This is a genomic window from Pararhizobium sp. PWRC1-1 (genome assembly GCF_049897905.1).
Taxonomy (GTDB): Bacteria; Pseudomonadota; Alphaproteobacteria; order Rhizobiales; family Rhizobiaceae; genus Pararhizobium.
Genome location: NZ_JAFCXE010000009.1, coordinates 96,039 through 113,246, shown reverse-complemented (window position 1 = coordinate 113,246; position 17,208 = coordinate 96,039). Strand labels below are relative to the sequence as shown.

Here is a 17,208-nt window from a genome sequence, read left to right as displayed (position 1 = left end):
CGCGCACCTCATAAAAGTCCTGATGGATTCGTCCACAAAATCTTGCCGTCATGGCACGCTACGTCCATATAGGCGTTATGACGCTTGATTCGAAAATATTTGTCGGCCTTAAATCGACCCGCAAGAAGTCGGCTCCCACCAGCCAACCCGCTGGTCCGAAATGCCAATGGGATGGCTGCGAAAAGATTGGCACGCATCGCGCCCCTGTCGGCCCGGGTGCGGAAGGCCTGTATCTGTTGTTCTGTCTTGAGCACGTGAAAGACTACAACAAAGGCTACAGCTTTACGACGGCTCCATCGGACGCGGACGTCGCCCGCTACCAAAAGGAAGCGACGACCGGTAGTCGTGCGACCTTTGGTACCCGTGTCCAGCAAGCAACCGAAATTCCCATCCCGTCCACTGTACGCTCCGGTTCTGCAAAAACACTAAACGCCCGCAGAGATGCACAGAACCGGGTGCAAAAAAACGGTATCCCAGTCCGAAAACTCAAGGTGCTTGAAGCCAAGGCCTTTGAGACACTCGGTCTTTCGCCGGAGGCGACCCCGGAGGAAATCCGGAGCCGTTATAAAGAACGGCTCAAAATGCATCATCCCGACGCCAACCAAGGTAACCGCACCTCCGAAGACGAGCTTCGCGCATCGATCGAGGCACACAAGATCCTCAAGCTGAACGGGTTTTGCTGACGCGCACTCATTGATTGTGTAGCCCATACAATCCCATGGGGAGCTTCTACCCATCTCCCTTTTCAAGAGAAGTGCCCGACCTGAGAGATAGGTGGCGTTTCGTCGCGGACATGAGTAAACACTTTTTCGCTTTTGGCGGGAGGTGTTGATGCAGTAGACTGGATTTCTGCGTCGCCGGGTCATTGGAGGGGGACGGCGTGACAATCTGTGCCGAAAGTTCGGCATCCCGCGTAAAACCGGTTACACGATCTTCAATCGCTACAAGACTGACGGTCTGGAGGCGCTGAACCAGCGCTCCCGGCGACCGGTGCGCTATGCGAGGCCATGATTGTCTTGTGCAAGCAGAACAACCGCATTGGGGTGCCCGGAAGATCAGGGAGCTGTGGTTCGCAAGCTTGCAGACGATGTGCGGGTTCCCTCCAGGAGCACGTTACATACCGTTCTCGAACGTCATGGGCTAAGTTGCCCATGCCGGCAAACAGCCCCGGTCCGAAGGGACCACTTCATCTCAAGCCGTTTTGCCGAACTATGCTCGGGTGCCGAGATGCACGGGGCAGTTCAAAAATAGTTCTGTTTATCAGTCGCTAAGAGGGATCCGGTCGCCGGACCCCTCTTAGTTGGAATACTGTCGGCGTTTTCGAAACGAAAACGCGTTACATCATGCCGCCCATGTCAGGCATGCCGCCGCCAGCCGAATCCTTCTTCGGCAGTTCGGCAATCATGGCTTCCGTGGTGATCAGCAGCGAAGCAACCGAAGCTGCATTCTGCAGGGCCGTGCGGACAACCTTGACCGGATCGACGATACCCATGGCGATCATGTCGCCGAATTCGCCAGTCTGAGCATTGTAGCCGTAGTTGTCGGTGTTGCTTTCGAGGATCTTGCCAACGATGATCGAGCCTTCGTCGCCTGCGTTTTCAGCAATCTGGCGAACCAGCGACTGAAGTGCCTTGCGAACGATGTTGATGCCGGCAGTCTGATCGTCGTTGGCACCCTTGAGATCGAGAACGATCGAGGCACGCAGCAGAGCCGTACCGCCGCCTGGAACGATCCCTTCTTCGACCGCTGCACGCGTTGCGTTCAGCGCGTCGTCGATACGGTCCTTCTTTTCCTTCACTTCGATTTCAGTCGCACCGCCAACGCGGATAACGGCAACGCCGCCCGAGAGCTTGGCAAGACGTTCCTGCAGCTTTTCCTTGTCGTAGTCGGAGGTCGTTTCCTCGATCTGGCCCTTGATCTGAGCAACGCGGCCATCGATCTCGGCCTTTTTGCCCGCACCATCGACAAGGATGGTGTTTTCCTTGGTAATGGTGACCTTCTTGACGCGGCCGAGCATGTCGAGCGTGACGTTTTCCAGCTTGATGCCGATATCCTCGGACACGACCTGACCTGCGGTCAAAATTGCGATGTCCTCGAGCATGGCCTTGCGGCGATCGCCGAAGCCCGGAGCCTTGACGGCAGCGATCTTCAGGCCGCCACGCAGCTTGTTGACGACGAGCGTTGCAAGCGCTTCACCTTCAACGTCTTCCGAGATGATCAAGAGCGGCTTGCCGGTCTGAACGACGGCTTCCAACACAGGCAGAAGCGCCTGCAGATTGGAAAGCTTCTTTTCATGCAGCAGCACATAAGCGTCTTCGAGTTCGGCCACCATCTTTTCAGGGTTGGTCACAAAATACGGGCTGAGATAGCCGCGGTCGAACTGCATGCCTTCGACGACTTCAAGTTCGGTTTCGGCGGTCTTGGCTTCTTCAACCGTAATGACGCCTTCATTGCCGACCTTCTGCATCGCGTCCGCGATGTACTGGCCGATTTCCGTTTCGCCGTTGGCGGAGATCGTGCCGACCTGGGCCACCTCTTCCGACGTGCTGATCTTCTTAGCCTTGGCCACCAGTCCCTTAACCACTTCCGTCACGGCAAGGTCGATGCCGCGCTTCAGGTCCATCGGGTTCATGCCGGCAGCGACGGCCTTGGTGCCTTCGCGAACGATGGCCTGGGCGAGAACAGTCGCTGTCGTGGTGCCGTCGCCGGCAATGTCGTTGGTCTTCGAAGCAACTTCGCGCACCATCTGGGCGCCCATGTTTTCGAACTTGTCCTCGATCTCGATTTCCTTGGCGACCGTCACACCATCCTTGGTGATACGTGGTGCGCCATAGGATTTGTCGATGATGACGTTGCGGCCCTTCGGACCCAAAGTGACCTTGACGGCGTCGGCGAGGATGTCGACGCCACGCAGCAGCTTTTCGCGCGCGTCACGGCCGAATTTAATTTGTTTGGCAGCCATGTTAAAAACTCCCGGGCTGGTGCCCAATTGGTTTTATGGAAAGTGGAAAGTAGAAAGGTGGAAACCGGCTGGATCAGCCGATAACGCCCATGATGTCGGCTTCCTTCATGATCAGAAGGTCTTCGCCGTTAAGCTTGACTTCGGTGCCCGACCACTTGCCGAACAGGATACGATCGCCAGACTTGACGTCGAGCGCGATGAGAGCGCCCTTGTCGTCACGGGTGCCTGTGCCGACAGCGACGATTTCGCCTTCCTGCGGCTTTTCCTTGGCGGTATCGGGAATGATGATGCCACCCTTGGTCTTTGCTTCGGCCTCGATACGGCGCACCACAACGCGGTCGTGCAGCGGACGAAAATTGGTATCAGCCATGTTTGGATTCCTTAATGGGCGCAGCCGGATGGCTTCTCCCCTTCACGATCAGTAGCACTCTCCACCTGGGAGTGCCAGCGATCATTCTACGACAGAAGATAATCACAATCCCTGTGTGTTCGAATAATTAAAACATAAACCCAGTGTAGTGTGTTAAAGGATTGGACATCCAATTTATCACGGGAGTCCGGCGATGAAATCATTCTTCGATTCCATTTATCACTTTCAATATGTGCTTTTCTTCATCCAGTGGACTTTGACCTTATCTTTGGCGCTCGGCGCCTACATGGCTGTCTATAAGGCATATTTCTGAACAGACGCACATTTTACCTTATCTTCATGATGAAGATACCCAGCTCCCCACCTTCCGGAGACCATCGAATGATCAAGTTTCGTCCAAAGACAGAAGAAGAGTTGAAGCAGCCGTCTGCGCCAGCGGCAGACAAGGCCGTCACCACCAAGCCCGCGGATCCGAAGAAACGCGTGAACGACTGAACGCGCCGGGGTTCACCGGATAAGCGGCGAGAACGCCGTGGCTGAGCGAAAGCATCCCACAGCGGAAGACAAAATCTGTGACGCCTTTTGAAATAAAGCGATCCCATTATCTGTGGCGATTGCAGGAGGTGTCTTTTGAAAATGATTTCGTCGGATTCGACGGCGATATCCCGATCGGGCGGAATTCCTCGAGCCACGTCCGCGCTTCAAAGGATTGTGGCGCTGGTCGAATGCCCGGAGCGAAACTGCCATTGCATCGCAAGGTTATGCTGTATCCGCCCATCTGGCAGCGGCGGCGGTTGAAGCTTTGTACGAAAAATTGCGGGCTTCCGATCAGCCCGATCCGTTACGCGAACACCAATGACCCATGACAAGCCCTGTCGCTTTTCATACCGAGAAGGAAACTCCATGAACGTCGATTTTGCCATCTCCGGACGCTATGTGCACGAGATCAAAGCAGTTCTTCAATCCGTGGGCATTAACGAGGGCACCGAATATGATGCGCTGCCTTTCAGCCCCGCGAGCCGCGCAGGTGGCCAGCACACCTTCGCGTTTCGCAACAAACAGTCTGCTCTGGAGGCCACGACAACTTGGGAGGCACACGTCAAGCAGCGCGCTCTTATACATCGCTGATTCTGACGTCCGGTCCTGCAAAGCACCGGACGCCCCTGTGGCGTGATAGGCTGCCGGAAACATTCTGTGCGGTGCTGGTGCCCCCTATTTGGGATAGTCCCGGGTAAAAGCATCCAGAACGTCAATCAGAACTTCGTTGACTTTATCCGTGGTGAAATCGTCCAAGCCGATCACGTTATGTCCAACCGATACGCTTTGGGCTGATGACCTGCGGTAGTGCTGGAACTGGATGTGATCCTCAGTCAGGCTCACGGCACTTCGGATCGAACGACCCGTGAGTTCGCTGGCTATTTCCATCTCGACTTTTGACGACGTTCCCGGAGCAGGCTCAGTGAGACGCATTTTTGGCATATCGGCCATTTGAAGCTTCTGGTTCAGGATCTCGATGAGGCTTTCGATCTTCGGACGGAAAACCCGTACCCAATTGTCCTCGACCCATTGTCTCCGGTCGGCCTTCCTGGACTTGGCAAGCTCGATCTCCTGCTGCTTTCGTCTGGCTTCGCTCTCGATGCGGCTTCCCAGTGCGAGAAGTTTATTCAGGCGCTCATCGGTGAATTTGGACATGGTCATTCCTAGAAACTTTGAAACAGACGGTTGGCAATCGGATGTGTGGAACAACATTCCAAGATGACGCCCGGCATGTCGGCATCGACTCTTTGCTGCAAGCGATACAGGAAACGAACCAGCGTGCCGGCGCCTCCACAAAGCCGTTTGAAGACGCCGTTGATACCAGGGGCCCCTGAAGCTTACAGCATCAAAGGGTTTTAGTAATCTCGAGTTCGCAGGATTTTGCCAGTGCAGTATTTGGCTTGTCTGCGCCTAACGGGGTAGCCCAACCGGCCTTTTCGACGATCCCGCTGCGAGAATATGGCCCGGCTGCCTTCAGTTCGACAAGCACCGCAGCGCTCAAAGGATCGGATTTGGATTTTTCAACGCAATAGGGTGTAAGGGCGGTGGCAATTCCCGAAGATGTTTCGGTTGCGGAGTTCTTTCGCGCAGTGCCGCCGGTCACCCAGCCGCCCCAGGTAAAACCAACGATGGCCATTGCGATAGCGCCGGCGACGACGCCGTTGAAGGCAGGCTTCGTCCAAGTGGGGATATCCAAAATATGATCCAATCCTTCGAGGGCGCCGAAACACACAAATGCATGCCGACATGCATCGATAGCACCATGCACAGATATCTTTGCATCAAATCGATGCATCACGGGCAATACATCCTACCGAAGTCCAGGGGTGTTCTGGCCCAATCGCACTGGGCATCGGCAAGCTCTGGCATCTGAAGCGGGCTCCACCGTTCCACTGGAAAATTGGGCGGTGTCACGTTGTTTCATGAAGACCCGGACAAGGCGTTTGCCTGTCAACTCAGGCAGTGACGCGGGTCACTGCTTTCGACTGCGCCATTGCGTCTCAACCGCCCTTGGCGTTGAGGTGCCCCAATCTGGCTTAGTCAATCAGATGATACACTTGCTCATCAGGACCGGCGACCGCTTGGCGAATGGCCGAAGCTTTCCCTGTAGCGCCGGGCGAAATGTGAGCGTGAGGCATAGCCGGCGGCCTCGGCAGCGGCAAAACTCGATGCGCCGGCGGCGAGCGCGGTTTGGCCAGCCCGAAGGCGCTCGGTTCGAAGAACGCTGCGGAAGGACGTGCCTTCCGAAGCAAGCCGACGGCGCAGCGTCGAAGACCCGAGGCCGAGACGGTCGGCGACCCGCTCGACCGTCCAGGCCTCCGACGGTGCGCTTCCGATTAGCCAAGCCACCTCCTCGGGCAGGCTGGCTTCGAACAACGGACGGGCGGCGGCGAGCGGCCGCAGAAGCGTCAGGACCTCCATCAGCCGCACCGCCTTGACCGCTTCGCCCAGCGCTTCGCTGGCGATCGCCGTCGCCGCATGAACAAGCGTATGCACGAGATCCGCATCGAGCGGCACGCTAAACTGCCGGTCGCCATCGCGAACGCTCGTCTTCTCGCTTCCCGTAAACGGCGCGATGGCGGCCGGCAGCGCCCGCACCTCCAGCAATAGCGATTCATAAGAAGAAGTTGGCCCGGCAGGAATATTAACGACATCCATCGGCACGCGCGCAGGCAGGACGAAGACAGTGCCCGGTTCGAAGAAATGCGTCGTATCGCCGTGCCAGACTTCCTTGCGCCCCCTCAACATGATGCCGATGAGAGGACACGGAAGCTCGATCGCCTTCAGACGCTCTCTGTCCAGGGAGCAGTAGGAAAAAAGTTGGTGGCCATGCGCATATCGCCCGGCCGTGCCGTCCGGCGCCATCATCGGCCGCAGACGCTCCACAAGCATGGATCGAAGATGGGCGTCGTCGCTGCTTTTGTAATGAATGTTCATGCTCGAAACGATAACGCAGGACGCGCCAATAAAAAACCATACAGGTGAGCGTTTTGGGCTCGAAATCGATCGAACCGGACCCTCCACAGCGAACAGGATGCGTCAAAAGCGGTCTCCTCATCCACGGAGACTGACATGAGCCCGATTGCAACAATCCTCTTTTCCACCGCTGCCTTGATAGCATCCACGGCCCATTCCGCCGAGGTTGAACTCTGGCGGCTCGACTGCGGCGAGATTGAGGTCCGCGACCTTTCGCTGTTTTCCGATACGTACAATCACGTCGGCGAGAAGCGGACGCTGACCAACAGCTGCTATGTGATCCGCCACGACCAGGACTACATGCTCTGGGACGCCGGATTGCCGGCCGCTCTCTTGGGGGCAAAGCTCGATCCGAGCGCGGTCCTTGCGCCAACGCTTGCAAAGGACATTCCGACCCAGCTCGCAGAAATCGACCTTAAGCCCGAGCAGGTCAGCCGCCTCGGCATCAGCCACAACCATTTCGACCATGTCGGACAGGCGGCGACATTTCCGCAGGCGACCTTGGTGATCGGCGCTGCCGACCTAGCCCAGTTCAAGGGCAATAAGCTGCCCTTCGCCGTCGATCCGGCCTTCATCAAGCCGTGGCTCGACGGCGGCTCGGAGGTTGACGCCATCTCGGGCGACCGCGACGTTTTCGGCGACGGCACGGTGACCATCCTTTCGACCCCCGGCCACACCCCGGGTGAAACTAGTCTGTTGGTTCGCCTTGTAGAAACCGGACCGGTCCTGCTTTCCGGCGACGTTGCGCATTTCGAGGAGCAGTTCGAGAGCCGTGGCGTGCCGGGGTTTAACTTCGATCGCGCTCAGACGCTGGCGTCGATGGAGCGGCTTATGGGGATCGCCGAGGCGCTTGATGCTATCCTTATCGTGCAGCATGACGCCAAGGACATCGCCAAGCTGCCGGCCTTTCCGAAAAGTGCCAGGTAGCAACATCCTGCAAACCGGCCGTCCGATTGTTCGGCCAGACGTTGCGCTGCACCGCCTGCGACGGTGGGAAAGGGCGCTGCGCCTTTTCCACACGACGCCGCACGCCAATCTCGATTGTGTCAGCACCAAACGATAATAAGGCACTGATGGTAAGTCGGTGACATTGAAAGATCTGAACCGCGACCCGCATTATCGTCATCGCGGCGTAAGGTTGATTGATGGAACGGCATCGCAACGTTAAGCGGGCATTGGTGAAAAATGTGGAATCTGGTGGCATGACCAGACTTGCCCCTGATCCACTGTATGTCCAGAGCCGCCGAAATGCCAAGGCTGCAAGGCGTTTGATGCGAAAGCTCCTAAAGGGACAATGCCGTTTTCCTCGCGTGATGATCACCGACAAGCTCGGGTCCTACGGTGCGCGAACGGGGAGAACATGCCCGGCGTTAAGCATCGTTCACATAATAGCCTGAACAATCGGGCAGAAAACTCCGATCCGAAGACGGGAAGGATCATGAAGCGCGTCAAGTCGGCAAGACAGCTTCAGCGTTTCGTTTCCATCCACGCCCGATCGCCAACCTCCAAATTCGCACCGGAACTGCCGCTGGTTACGCTCCAAAACGAGCTGGCAGCCGATGCGACGCTTCAATCGTGTCTATGCCGCCAGTATTCTCACTCGCGCGCGCTATACCGTGACAGGAGGGGTCGTCGTCGGCGCCGAACCGAATGTCGTTGTTACGCTTGGACGTTATCCGGACGGACTGGACGAGACTGCCTTGGCGATAGTTTCCGATCTGACGAAGGCCGGATACCTCGTCGAAGCCCGTACAGGCATTCGTCGCTGGAAAGCCGCCAAACTGGTGCCAATGTGACGAATGCGGTCGAACTGTTCACCGGCACACCAGAGGCCCGTGCAAATGCGGCTACAGAACTGGCTGACGAAGCGCGAGCTATCCTGATGTCAGCAGGATACGACGCAGCAGCGGCTTTGGAGCGAACCATAGACATTTTCGGCTGGCGCGTTGCAGAAGGCAGCGGCATCGAACCCGGCCAAAAATCAACTTGGCAGAGGTTCGTGCGCGCTACATCGAGCGAGGTTGGCTCCTTGAACGGTGAAGTCGTGCGGATCGGACGCCTTCGGCGTACCCGTGCAGCTCAACGCCGCCTTTCAGCACGCCGCGGCGACGATTTCGCGCGATGGAAGCAAACGGGGCGCTCGACATTTCTGTGAGATGGTCGACCTGAGCAGAAACCTCAATCGCTTGACGTGTCAGCGACGGTAAGGATCTTCTCCCGGTCGGTTCAGCCTCGATTTCCACATCACCCTGCGGACTTCAGGCTCACATTCTATTTGGGGAATCCAAATTTTTCAGTAATTCTCCAGAAGCACTGATTTATGTCAATCAGGGCCTTTACGCTCTCCTTGATCCTGTTGATCTCCTGATCATCAAGCTGTTCGATCTTGCCGTATTTTATGTCGTCCTTGCCCTCAAAAATCCGCATCGACTGCGTGAGCCCCCGACCGCTGTCCGGATCAAACGAATAGATGCAGTGGTTGTATTTGTTTCGGAGTTTGGCCTCTTCGGACAGGCGCCTTGTCGCTTCCAGGATCTCTTTTCGGCAACCGGCTGGAGTTTTTTGCATCTTTGCCAGACGCTCGACGAGATCAATCCGTGCACGCGGGGTATTCAGCGTAAGAAAAATGACGATTGCCGTTTCCTTGTCCGACAGGGCGAGCCCGGCGATCATGTGAATCAAGAGGCTTTCGGTATTTGTCCAAGTATAGTTCAATTGTCCTAACAGCAGCAGGATCTCTTGGAACTTACGCATCGCCGCCTGGTAGCGGATCGCCGCTCGAATGGAGGTGGCCGTCTGATGAAACTTCGCGTACATCCTTTTCCTTTTGCTCGAAATAAAGCGCGACAGCTTCCGTTCGATTGTGGACGCTAAGCTTGGTAATGATGTTGTGGATATGAATTTTCACCGTATGTTCGGACAACGCCAAGGCCGCCGCTATGATCTTGTTGGGATTGCCCAGTGCCATTCTGGCCAAGATTTCGTTCTCGCGTTTCGTCAATTGATCCATTTTCTTGACCTGGATTTCTCGCTCAACGTGCAATCTCACCCCCTCGAACGGACGCGTGCTGTTTCCCTCCCAGGACACGCTGTATTGATCGTGATTGGCAGTTGATGGAAAGTAAGTCCCGCCCCTCAGAATGATCCTCAACATAGAAAGCAAGACGTCGAGACTAACGTTCAAAGGCAGGATACCCCGAACCAGGCGGGTATCTATGGTAGGAAGCCATCCAACAGTTCCTCGCAGATCGCCATCAGTCACAATCACGAATGTGGTAGAGGGGTGCCGCTTGAGCACCTCTCCAGCGCAGCTGCTCAGTTCATAAGCAAGGTGCATGTCGACCAAGAGGAGCCGCAGAGGTACTTCAAATTCACCCAATGCGGATCTTAGATTGGCGGCATGCTTCACACTCAAACACGGGAATTCCCGCTCGATCGCCGCCGTCATCGCTCCAGATATGATATCAGGAGGACCGACAAATAGAAGTGTGCGCAGATAGGGGATAGCCTCCAAAGACGCCACTCCATCCGCGCTGACATCTTGCACGCGAGGCGCTGTGTGCGTCATTTAAAGTGCCTCCCCCTGGATATGATATCGCGGAGCCCGCTCCGCCCTATTATTTAGAAAACCCTAACCTAAAGACCCTCGCTTTGGAATAGACCGAATGAGCTACGCAAGAGGCAGTGAGCCTCGAAACAGCGAACAAAAGAGGCAGAAAACGTGAGCAAACCGCGTTGAGGCGTTAATTTTAGGCCCTCAAGGGCATACCAGCTACATACTACGAGGTAGCCGGGATATCGTAACCTCATTTTTGCGACCTTTCTAAAATACGTGACGAAAGTGTCGGGGGAGTGTCGCACCAGCATCCATAACGCGAGATACGGCGCAACACGTGTAATGCGGGCAACACTCAAATATCCTCTTTTTTACCAGAAAAACGCGATTCTCATGTAAGCGCTCAATTTTAGCCTGTAATTACCTTGAGCTAAATCTGGCGTCTGAAGCCGGTTCGCGCCGTGCGCCCATCCGGAAGAGCATGCACGACTCATCTAGCTCTAAGTAGCAGCTTACCTTCTCCGGGCAATGAGCACAGTCTACTGAAGGCGGCTTGAGTTATTGGGCCGCCTATGGGGCACGTCAGTTCAGTTCTGCATGCATTTAAGCGACGGGCCCTCTCACCAATCGGGGAGGACACAGATCACGACAATGGAAGCAGCAGTGAGCGGCCTTGCGATGCATGCCCGCTTTTCAACCAACAGATCAATTTCAACATCTGCGAGGCCAAGACCGTATAAAAGATGAATAGCGGTCAAACTGTCGCGGATCCAGAGACAAAGGACACGACAATGTCGGACAAGTTCAGGAATAACCATGATCTGAAATTCTACGACGACGACCAGGAACAAGAACAGAAACAAAAACAGGATCAGGATCAGGATCAGGATCAGGATCAGGATCAGAGCAGCGAGCAAGACCAAAGTCAGAGTAGCGAGTCGGAAAATTATAATCTTAACGGAAACGGCAATGGAAATCTCAACCTTAACGGTAACGGAAACCTGAATGGCAACGCCAATTTCAACGCCAGCGAGAATGTCAACGAAAACGTCAATACGACGACCGTTGACGTCGGCGTAACTGTCGACGTTGGGTTGGACGGTTACCTGCCATCTGATGATGATTTCGCCGACATTGATGTAAGCGGTGGAAGCTCCATTGACGGAATGTTCAACATCAAGTTTGACGACATTCTAAATGGCGCCATGGGTGGCGATGGCAACGTTGCAAACGTCATCAACCAAGTCGCCAACTTGCAGGACAACGACAGCCTGGGCAATGCCCAGGTGAGCAACGATGGCACGTTCGCGCCGAACAATAATGCCAATGGCGGGACTGCATCGGCGGCTGAGGGCATCAACGGTGGCGGCTCCGGAGGCAATGGCGGTAGCCATGCGGATGCCGATGGCGGCGATGGCGCAAACGGTGGTGGCTCCATAGGTGGCTTCGGGTTTGCCGGTGACGGCACCGGCGGTCTTGCAGCCAGCCTTGCAGCGGGCGGAATCAGTGAAGGCGGCCACGCAAACGGTGGTTCTGGCGCCAGTGGAGCCGCTGCAAGCGGCAGCGCCGACGGCGGCAACGGTGATGGTGGCCGCGGCGGGAACGGAGCCGAAGGCCTTGGCGTCGGCTTGGGCCTCGGCCTCGGACTTGGTGCGGGTCTGGCCTTTGCCGGTGACGGCAGCAACGGCGGTGATAACACGGCCGGCAACGGGGCCGACGGCGGAGACACCGGCAATGCCAACGGTGGCGCGGCTTCGGATGCCGGCGACGGTGGTGACGCCACGGGCGGTGCGGCCAACACGGGAATTGGTGCCGTTCTCGGCCTGATAAATCCTGTCATCGTTGACAGTGATGGCGGTGGCAGCAACACCGGTGGTGATGGTGCTGGCAATACCGGCGGAGCTGCTGGAGATCCAGCGGGCGGCGCAGGTGGTACGGGCGGGGCTGCTACGGATGCCGGTGACGGTGGCCGCGGTGGCGACGCAAGTGGCTCCGGTACTGGTACCGGCACTGGCGACGGAAGCGGCACGGGCACCGGTGGCGACGGTGGCGACGGCGCAGCCGGGACTGGCGGTGACGCGACCAGCGGCAGTGCCACGAGCGGCGACGCCTATGGCGGTTGGGCTCAAGCCGGCGGTGGAGACGGTGGCGCTGCTTTGAGCGGCGCCTGGGCTGACGGTACAGGCGGTGACGGCTACGGTGGGTGGTCCTATGGCGGTGCTGGCGGTGCCGGTGGTGTCGGCGGCACGGCCATGACCGGCTACGGTGGTGCTGGCGACGGTGGATCGTGGGGATCTGACAACGGTGATGATGGCTTCGTCACCGGTACGAGTTCAGCCCATGCTGATGCAGTCATCGACACAAGCGCCTTCAACCAGGAAATCGTGATGGGCGCAAACCTTCAGCAAAACGCGGTCGATATGACCGTGGTTGGAGGCGACCTCACCAGCTCTGTGGTTGGAGAAGATACGGACGATGGCGCATAAGGGCGAACACAGCCTTGGCGAATTGTAAAATACGTATTCTCGGCTGCGCAGGTTCCCTGCGCAGCTTCTCATGCCGCCAGACGTCTCGTCATTAACGTTGATACTGGCTGGGAGCGGGAGGTTGTGCCGTGACGATGTTTGATAAGATCACCGAAGAGATTGCCCATTTCATTGGCGTGTTTCATGTCAACGTCGAAGACGCCCGCTTTAGAGAGGCCTATCAAGAGTTCTCCTTCAATCCTGTCCCGTCCGAACTCGAGCCGCTTCCGGACATCGTTCCCCATTTCGCGGCACCTTATCAGCTGCTGGGTTACGACCCCGGATTTGACTATCGCTCCCCCAGGTCCGAGCCTTGGTACACATATGCGAGACCGGTAAAATTCCAGGACACGCATCATCCAAACAACGTGGATGGAAACAACCCCGGCAGCACATGGTACGACTGGCCAAAATATGAGGCCGCCCGCTTACATGGGACGGCGAGGTTTACGCCCCCGGAACTCGATCCTCCCGGATCGGTGGCCAATTATATCAATCAGATCATCATCCTTTCCGACGATGATTATTTCAGTGTTGGCGGCCACAACCTGGCCTTTTCGCCCGACGCCATTGACAATTCCGGGCTGCTTTCCAGCGCGCAATCCGCCTTGTCGCTTTCGCCCCTCGGCGATCTGGAGCGACCCGGGTCTAACGACGAAATTATCACGCTGATCAAGGAAAGCATTGTCGAGATTGAAACCGCGGAATCGGCTTCAAGTGACGCTGTGCAAGTGTTCATGGCTGAAGACACACTAGAGGGCATATATGTCAACGGCGAATTGGTCACCGAAGCGCCCAAGCTTGAGGATTACCACTCGTTCGGAGGTGAAGAATCCGAGGAAGACGCGGGCTCCAATGTCTGGACAATGGATAACGGAACAGTTGCCATCAAGGCTTCGGTCGAGCTGCAAAGTGGCGGAAACACGCTGGTCAACGAAGCGCTGTTGAAGAATTTCTGGACCGGTGGGACTGTAACAGCCATCGTCGGAGACCATGTCGAGCTGAACGTTATCGTCCAGACCAATGCCTTGTGGGACACCGACGCGATCACGTCTTCCGTTGGCAGCCCAACGAACGCTGACGCCAACGAACTGTTTAATATCGCAACCTTCGAACGCTCAGATGACTCCAAAAACCTGGACGCCGATCCTATCGACTTTGATCACTATCCAAAATACTGGTCAATCACGGAGATCAAGGGTGACCTTATGATCGTGAACTGGCTGGAACAGTTTACCTTCATGAGTGACAACGACATCGGCCTTCTCTCATCGTCCGGCGTCACGACGAGCGTTGTGAGCGGAAACAATATCGGTGTGAACCACGTGTCGATCTTCGAATTGGGCTTTTCCTACGACCTGATTATCGTTGGCGGCTCAGTTTACGATGCCAACTTCATTCTGCAGACGAATGTCTTGTTCGACAATGACGTTGTTGGCGCGGCTGCTGGTTTCCACACCACCGGAAAGGGTGAGTTCTCATCCTCGGCAAACCTGCTCTGGAACCAGGCCCACATTTTCAATGTTGGAAATCCGGACCGGTTCGGCGAGCTGCCCCAACACTATCTGGACGCCGCCAACGGACTTGCGGACGGCGGGATGGATATCCCAGATGATGTGCGATCGGATGACGCGTTTGCGGGCCTGCAGGGGCTGAGTGTCCTGTACATCCAGGGTGACCTCCTCAATCTTCAATATATTCGGCAAACGAACATTCTTGGCGATAGTGATCAAATTGCGCTGGCGAAGGATGCGGTAGCCACCAATCTCACTGCGGAATGGTCCGTCTCGACGGGCTCCAATACGCTCGTGAACAGCGCAGCAATCGCAGATCTCGATTCCTTCGGAAAGACCTATGTTGGCGGCGACCAGTATTCTCTGGAGACGCTCTATCATGCCGAACTGATATCGCAGCACCCGGAGTTTGGCAGTCCTCATCCGGACGCGCTCGTCAACGAGGCCGTGCTTTTCCTCGATGATTCCATGCTTGACGCAACCGATGCGGCTCACACGCCATACGTAGCAGAGCACGATGTAGACCCGGACGACGGGGTGAACAGCGTGCTTGGACATTAGGGGGATGCATGTCTGTTTTTCGCAATCGCCTTGCCGGTCTGGCTGGACCGATGGAGACCAAGACAGAGGACAAAAACCCGCCTCGGGGCGCATACGAAAATATTGAGGCGGCATGTGCGAAACTTGAGCAGGCGGTGGAAGAATGCCTGAAGGCAAGCTTGAGCGATGCCTTGCCACCCACGGACATGTCAAGCCGGCAACCGAATACGGAATGTCAGCATATACAGCGCCCACACACGATCACCAAAACCTTTACCCCCCGTGAGGGCACGATCCGAGCCACGTTAAAATCCGTTGACAAGTCGCCGGCCGAGCCGGTGTCGCGCGACGTACCACAAGCCAAGATTGGCGACGGCGTGAAAATCCTTGAAGGCGACCGTGGGCCGGTGTTGATCGATCCTCCTTCGGCGGAAAAACCGCATGCCGGTGGAAGCGGAAACGGATCGGGCAGTGGGCGCGGTACATTCCACAAGCGTCTCGGCCCCATCGATTTTAACGCCAGTCTCAAGGCCGGCATTAATGCCGTGCGGCACAACCTTATGATTGTGATGTTGTTCACGATCGCCAGCAACGTGCTTGTCCTGGCAATCCCAATCTATCTGTTCCAGATTTCCGATCGTGTCCTGACAAGCCGCTCGATCGACACCTTGATCATGCTGACAGTCGTGATCGTCGGTGCGATCATTCTGCAATCCATGTTCGACGCATTGCGGCGTTTCGTGCTGATGCGCACTGCTGTAGAGTTTGCCGCTCAACTTGGGGCGCCGATCCTGAGTGCGGCAGCCCGCGCTTCGCTACAAGGCAACGGCCGGGAATACCAGGTGCTGGGGGACCTTCAGCAAGTTCGATCGTTCCTTGTCTCCAGAACGCTGCTGTCATTTCTTGATGCGCCCATCGCCCCCGTATTTCTTCTCGCTGTGTTCCTCATTCATCCACATCTCGGCTTTATCGTCGTGACATCGGCAATTCTGCTTTTGATTCTCACCCAAATAAACCAGCGCATGACGGCCACACCCTTCGCGGAGGCAAACACAGCCCAAGTAAAGGCCAATCTTCACCTGGATTCAATGACGCGAAACTCGCAGATCATCAATGCGCTGGCGATGATACCGGAAGCTGTGCAGATTTGGGGAAAGGACACTGCCGCCTCCCTGAAAGCCCAAGTCATTGCGCAGGATAGGAATATCGCGATATCAGCGATTTCACGTGGTACGCGGCTTTTAACTCAGGTGACGATGCTGGGTTGGGGAGCATATCTCGCGGTAGAGGGCCAATTGACCGGCGGCATGGTGATTGCCTCATCAATAATCGCAGGCCGTGCACTCGCTCCGATTGAAGGCGCAATTGAGGGATGGAATCAATTCAGCCAGTCGCGCTCCGCCTATGGCCGGATAGCGGCGTTGCTAACGGCTTCGCCTTTGAATTTTGAACGCCTCAATCTGCCGAAGCCCGAAGGGCGCCTTGACGTCGAACGGCTACTCTACGTGCCACACGGCACGAAACGTGTCGTTCTCAATGGGATCTCATTCGCCCTGCAACCGGGAGATTCTCTTGCGGTCATCGGCAATTCCGGCGCCGGAAAGACGACGCTAGGCAAGATGCTGGTGGGGTCGATATTGCCAACCTCTGGAAATGTCCGGCTGGACCTGATGGATCTTCGCAACTGGGATCAGCGCCAATTCGGCGAGAATATCGGCTACCTGCCGCAGGACGTGCAACTCTTCCCCGGCACGATCAAGGCCAACATTGCCCGGATGAGAACGGACGCCGAGGATGAGCAGGTCTATCGGGCAGCCATGCTGGCCGATGTTCACGAGATGATCGCCAGCCTGCCCCACGGCTATGAAACGGTGGTCGCCGCTGACGGTTCGCCCCTTTCCGGCGGCCAGAAGCAACGTATCGTACTTGCTCGCGCGTTTTTCGGAGACCCCCATTTTGTGGTGCTGGATGAGCCCAACTCGAACCTCGACAACGCAGGCGACGCAGCACTTGCCCGAGCCCTAGAGCATGCGAAAGAACAAAAGATCACCATGATAACCATCACGCAGCGTCCCTCACTTCTCAAAAGCGTCGATAAGATACTGTTGTTGGTGAACGGAACGGTGGCGCTGTTTGGCATGCGCACGGACGTTCTGAAAGCGTTGGAGAACCGGGGGATAAATATCGAGTCCGGCGTTTTCGGCCATCAACTGCAGTAGGAGACGCCC

15 protein-coding genes and 1 pseudogene are annotated in these 17,208 nt (G+C 56.4%); 9 read left to right on the top strand and 7 right to left on the bottom strand.

The window, feature by feature from the left end:
• The first annotated feature begins 77 nt into the window (after positions 1-77).
• On the top strand, positions 78-683 hold the full coding sequence (locus tag ACP7E0_RS15695; protein ID WP_426126080.1) for a J domain-containing protein: 606 nt from the start codon (positions 78-80) through the stop codon (positions 681-683).
• A 166-nt stretch (positions 684-849) separates the two neighbouring features.
• Positions 850-1,011: a helix-turn-helix domain-containing protein gene (locus ACP7E0_RS15690; RefSeq protein WP_426126079.1), complete on the top strand. Its 162-nt coding sequence runs from the start codon at positions 850-852 to the stop codon at positions 1,009-1,011.
• A 325-nt stretch (positions 1,012-1,336) separates the two neighbouring features.
• Here ACP7E0_RS15690 and groL read toward each other — a convergent pair whose 3' ends face one another.
• Both groL and groES read right to left on the bottom strand, forming a co-directional pair.
• Positions 1,337-2,962 (bottom strand): chaperonin GroEL, encoded by a 1,626-nt coding sequence (gene groL / locus ACP7E0_RS15685; RefSeq protein ID WP_113318237.1) that lies wholly within the window; start codon positions 2,960-2,962, stop codon positions 1,337-1,339.
• Positions 2,963-3,035: 73 nt separating this feature from the next.
• Positions 3,036-3,332 carry a co-chaperone GroES gene (gene groES, locus ACP7E0_RS15680; RefSeq protein WP_426125968.1) on the bottom strand — a complete coding sequence of 99 codons (297 nt, stop codon included), beginning with the start codon at positions 3,330-3,332 and terminating at the stop codon, positions 3,036-3,038.
• Positions 3,333-4,235: 903 nt separating this feature from the next.
• Between groES and ACP7E0_RS15675 the strand changes: the two genes are divergently transcribed.
• Positions 4,236-4,460 (top strand): hypothetical protein, encoded by a 225-nt coding sequence (locus tag ACP7E0_RS15675; protein WP_426125966.1) that lies wholly within the window; start codon positions 4,236-4,238, stop codon positions 4,458-4,460.
• A gap of 84 nt (positions 4,461-4,544) precedes the next feature.
• Here the strand turns inward: ACP7E0_RS15675 and ACP7E0_RS15670 are convergent, their stop codons facing one another.
• The 3 genes from ACP7E0_RS15670 to ACP7E0_RS15660 all read right to left on the bottom strand — a co-directional run bounded on the left by ACP7E0_RS15670 (position 4,545) and on the right by ACP7E0_RS15660 (position 6,806).
• A complete protein-coding gene (locus ACP7E0_RS15670) occupies positions 4,545-5,024 on the bottom strand; it encodes a hypothetical protein (RefSeq protein WP_426125965.1) in 480 nt (159 codons plus the stop codon).
• 190 nt (positions 5,025-5,214) lie between these two features.
• Positions 5,215-5,664, bottom strand: coding sequence for a hypothetical protein (locus ACP7E0_RS15665; RefSeq protein ID WP_426126078.1), 450 nt, complete (start codon positions 5,662-5,664; stop codon positions 5,215-5,217).
• Positions 5,665-5,933: 269 nt separating this feature from the next.
• Positions 5,934-6,806, bottom strand: a complete 873-nt coding sequence (locus ACP7E0_RS15660) for a helix-turn-helix domain-containing protein (RefSeq protein ID WP_426125964.1) — start codon at positions 6,804-6,806, stop codon at positions 5,934-5,936.
• Positions 6,807-6,941: 135 nt separating this feature from the next.
• Here ACP7E0_RS15660 and ACP7E0_RS15655 point away from each other — a divergent pair, with 135 nt between their 5' ends.
• The 3 genes and pseudogenes from ACP7E0_RS15655 (at position 6,942) to ACP7E0_RS15645 (ending at position 8,641) form a co-directional block, all read left to right on the top strand.
• Positions 6,942-7,772: an N-acyl homoserine lactonase family protein gene (locus tag ACP7E0_RS15655; protein WP_426125963.1), complete on the top strand. Its 831-nt coding sequence runs from the start codon at positions 6,942-6,944 to the stop codon at positions 7,770-7,772.
• Positions 7,773-8,077: 305 nt separating this feature from the next.
• Positions 8,078-8,340 (top strand): annotated as a pseudogene (locus tag ACP7E0_RS15650) (DDE-type integrase/transposase/recombinase); the annotation flags it as partial.
• A 64-nt stretch (positions 8,341-8,404) separates the two neighbouring features.
• Positions 8,405-8,641, top strand: a complete 237-nt coding sequence (locus ACP7E0_RS15645) for a hypothetical protein (protein ID WP_426126089.1) — start codon at positions 8,405-8,407, stop codon at positions 8,639-8,641.
• 475 nt (positions 8,642-9,116) lie between these two features.
• On the opposite strand, the gene ACP7E0_RS15640 is transcribed toward ACP7E0_RS15645, so the two are convergent.
• Positions 9,117-9,599: a hypothetical protein gene (locus ACP7E0_RS15640; RefSeq protein ID WP_426126077.1), complete on the bottom strand. Its 483-nt coding sequence runs from the start codon at positions 9,597-9,599 to the stop codon at positions 9,117-9,119.
• Positions 9,592-10,413 (bottom strand): LuxR C-terminal-related transcriptional regulator, encoded by an 822-nt coding sequence (locus ACP7E0_RS15635; RefSeq protein WP_426125962.1) that lies wholly within the window; start codon positions 10,411-10,413, stop codon positions 9,592-9,594. The genes ACP7E0_RS15640 and ACP7E0_RS15635 overlap by 8 nt, the downstream gene beginning before the upstream one ends.
• Before the next feature lie 779 nt (positions 10,414-11,192).
• Here ACP7E0_RS15635 and ACP7E0_RS15630 point away from each other — a divergent pair.
• The 3 genes from ACP7E0_RS15630 to ACP7E0_RS15620 all read left to right on the top strand — a co-directional run bounded on the left by ACP7E0_RS15630 (position 11,193) and on the right by ACP7E0_RS15620 (position 17,199).
• Entirely contained in the window at positions 11,193-12,887 is a 1,695-nt protein-coding gene (locus tag ACP7E0_RS15630) for a hypothetical protein (protein WP_426125961.1), read from the top strand.
• A gap of 134 nt (positions 12,888-13,021) precedes the next feature.
• Positions 13,022-15,001, top strand: coding sequence for a hypothetical protein (locus ACP7E0_RS15625; protein ID WP_426126076.1), 1,980 nt, complete (start codon positions 13,022-13,024; stop codon positions 14,999-15,001).
• Between the two features lie 50 nt (positions 15,002-15,051).
• On the top strand, positions 15,052-17,199 hold the full coding sequence (locus ACP7E0_RS15620) for a type I secretion system permease/ATPase (RefSeq protein WP_426126075.1): 2,148 nt from the start codon (positions 15,052-15,054) through the stop codon (positions 17,197-17,199).
• Positions 17,200-17,208: the final 9 nt, after the last annotated feature.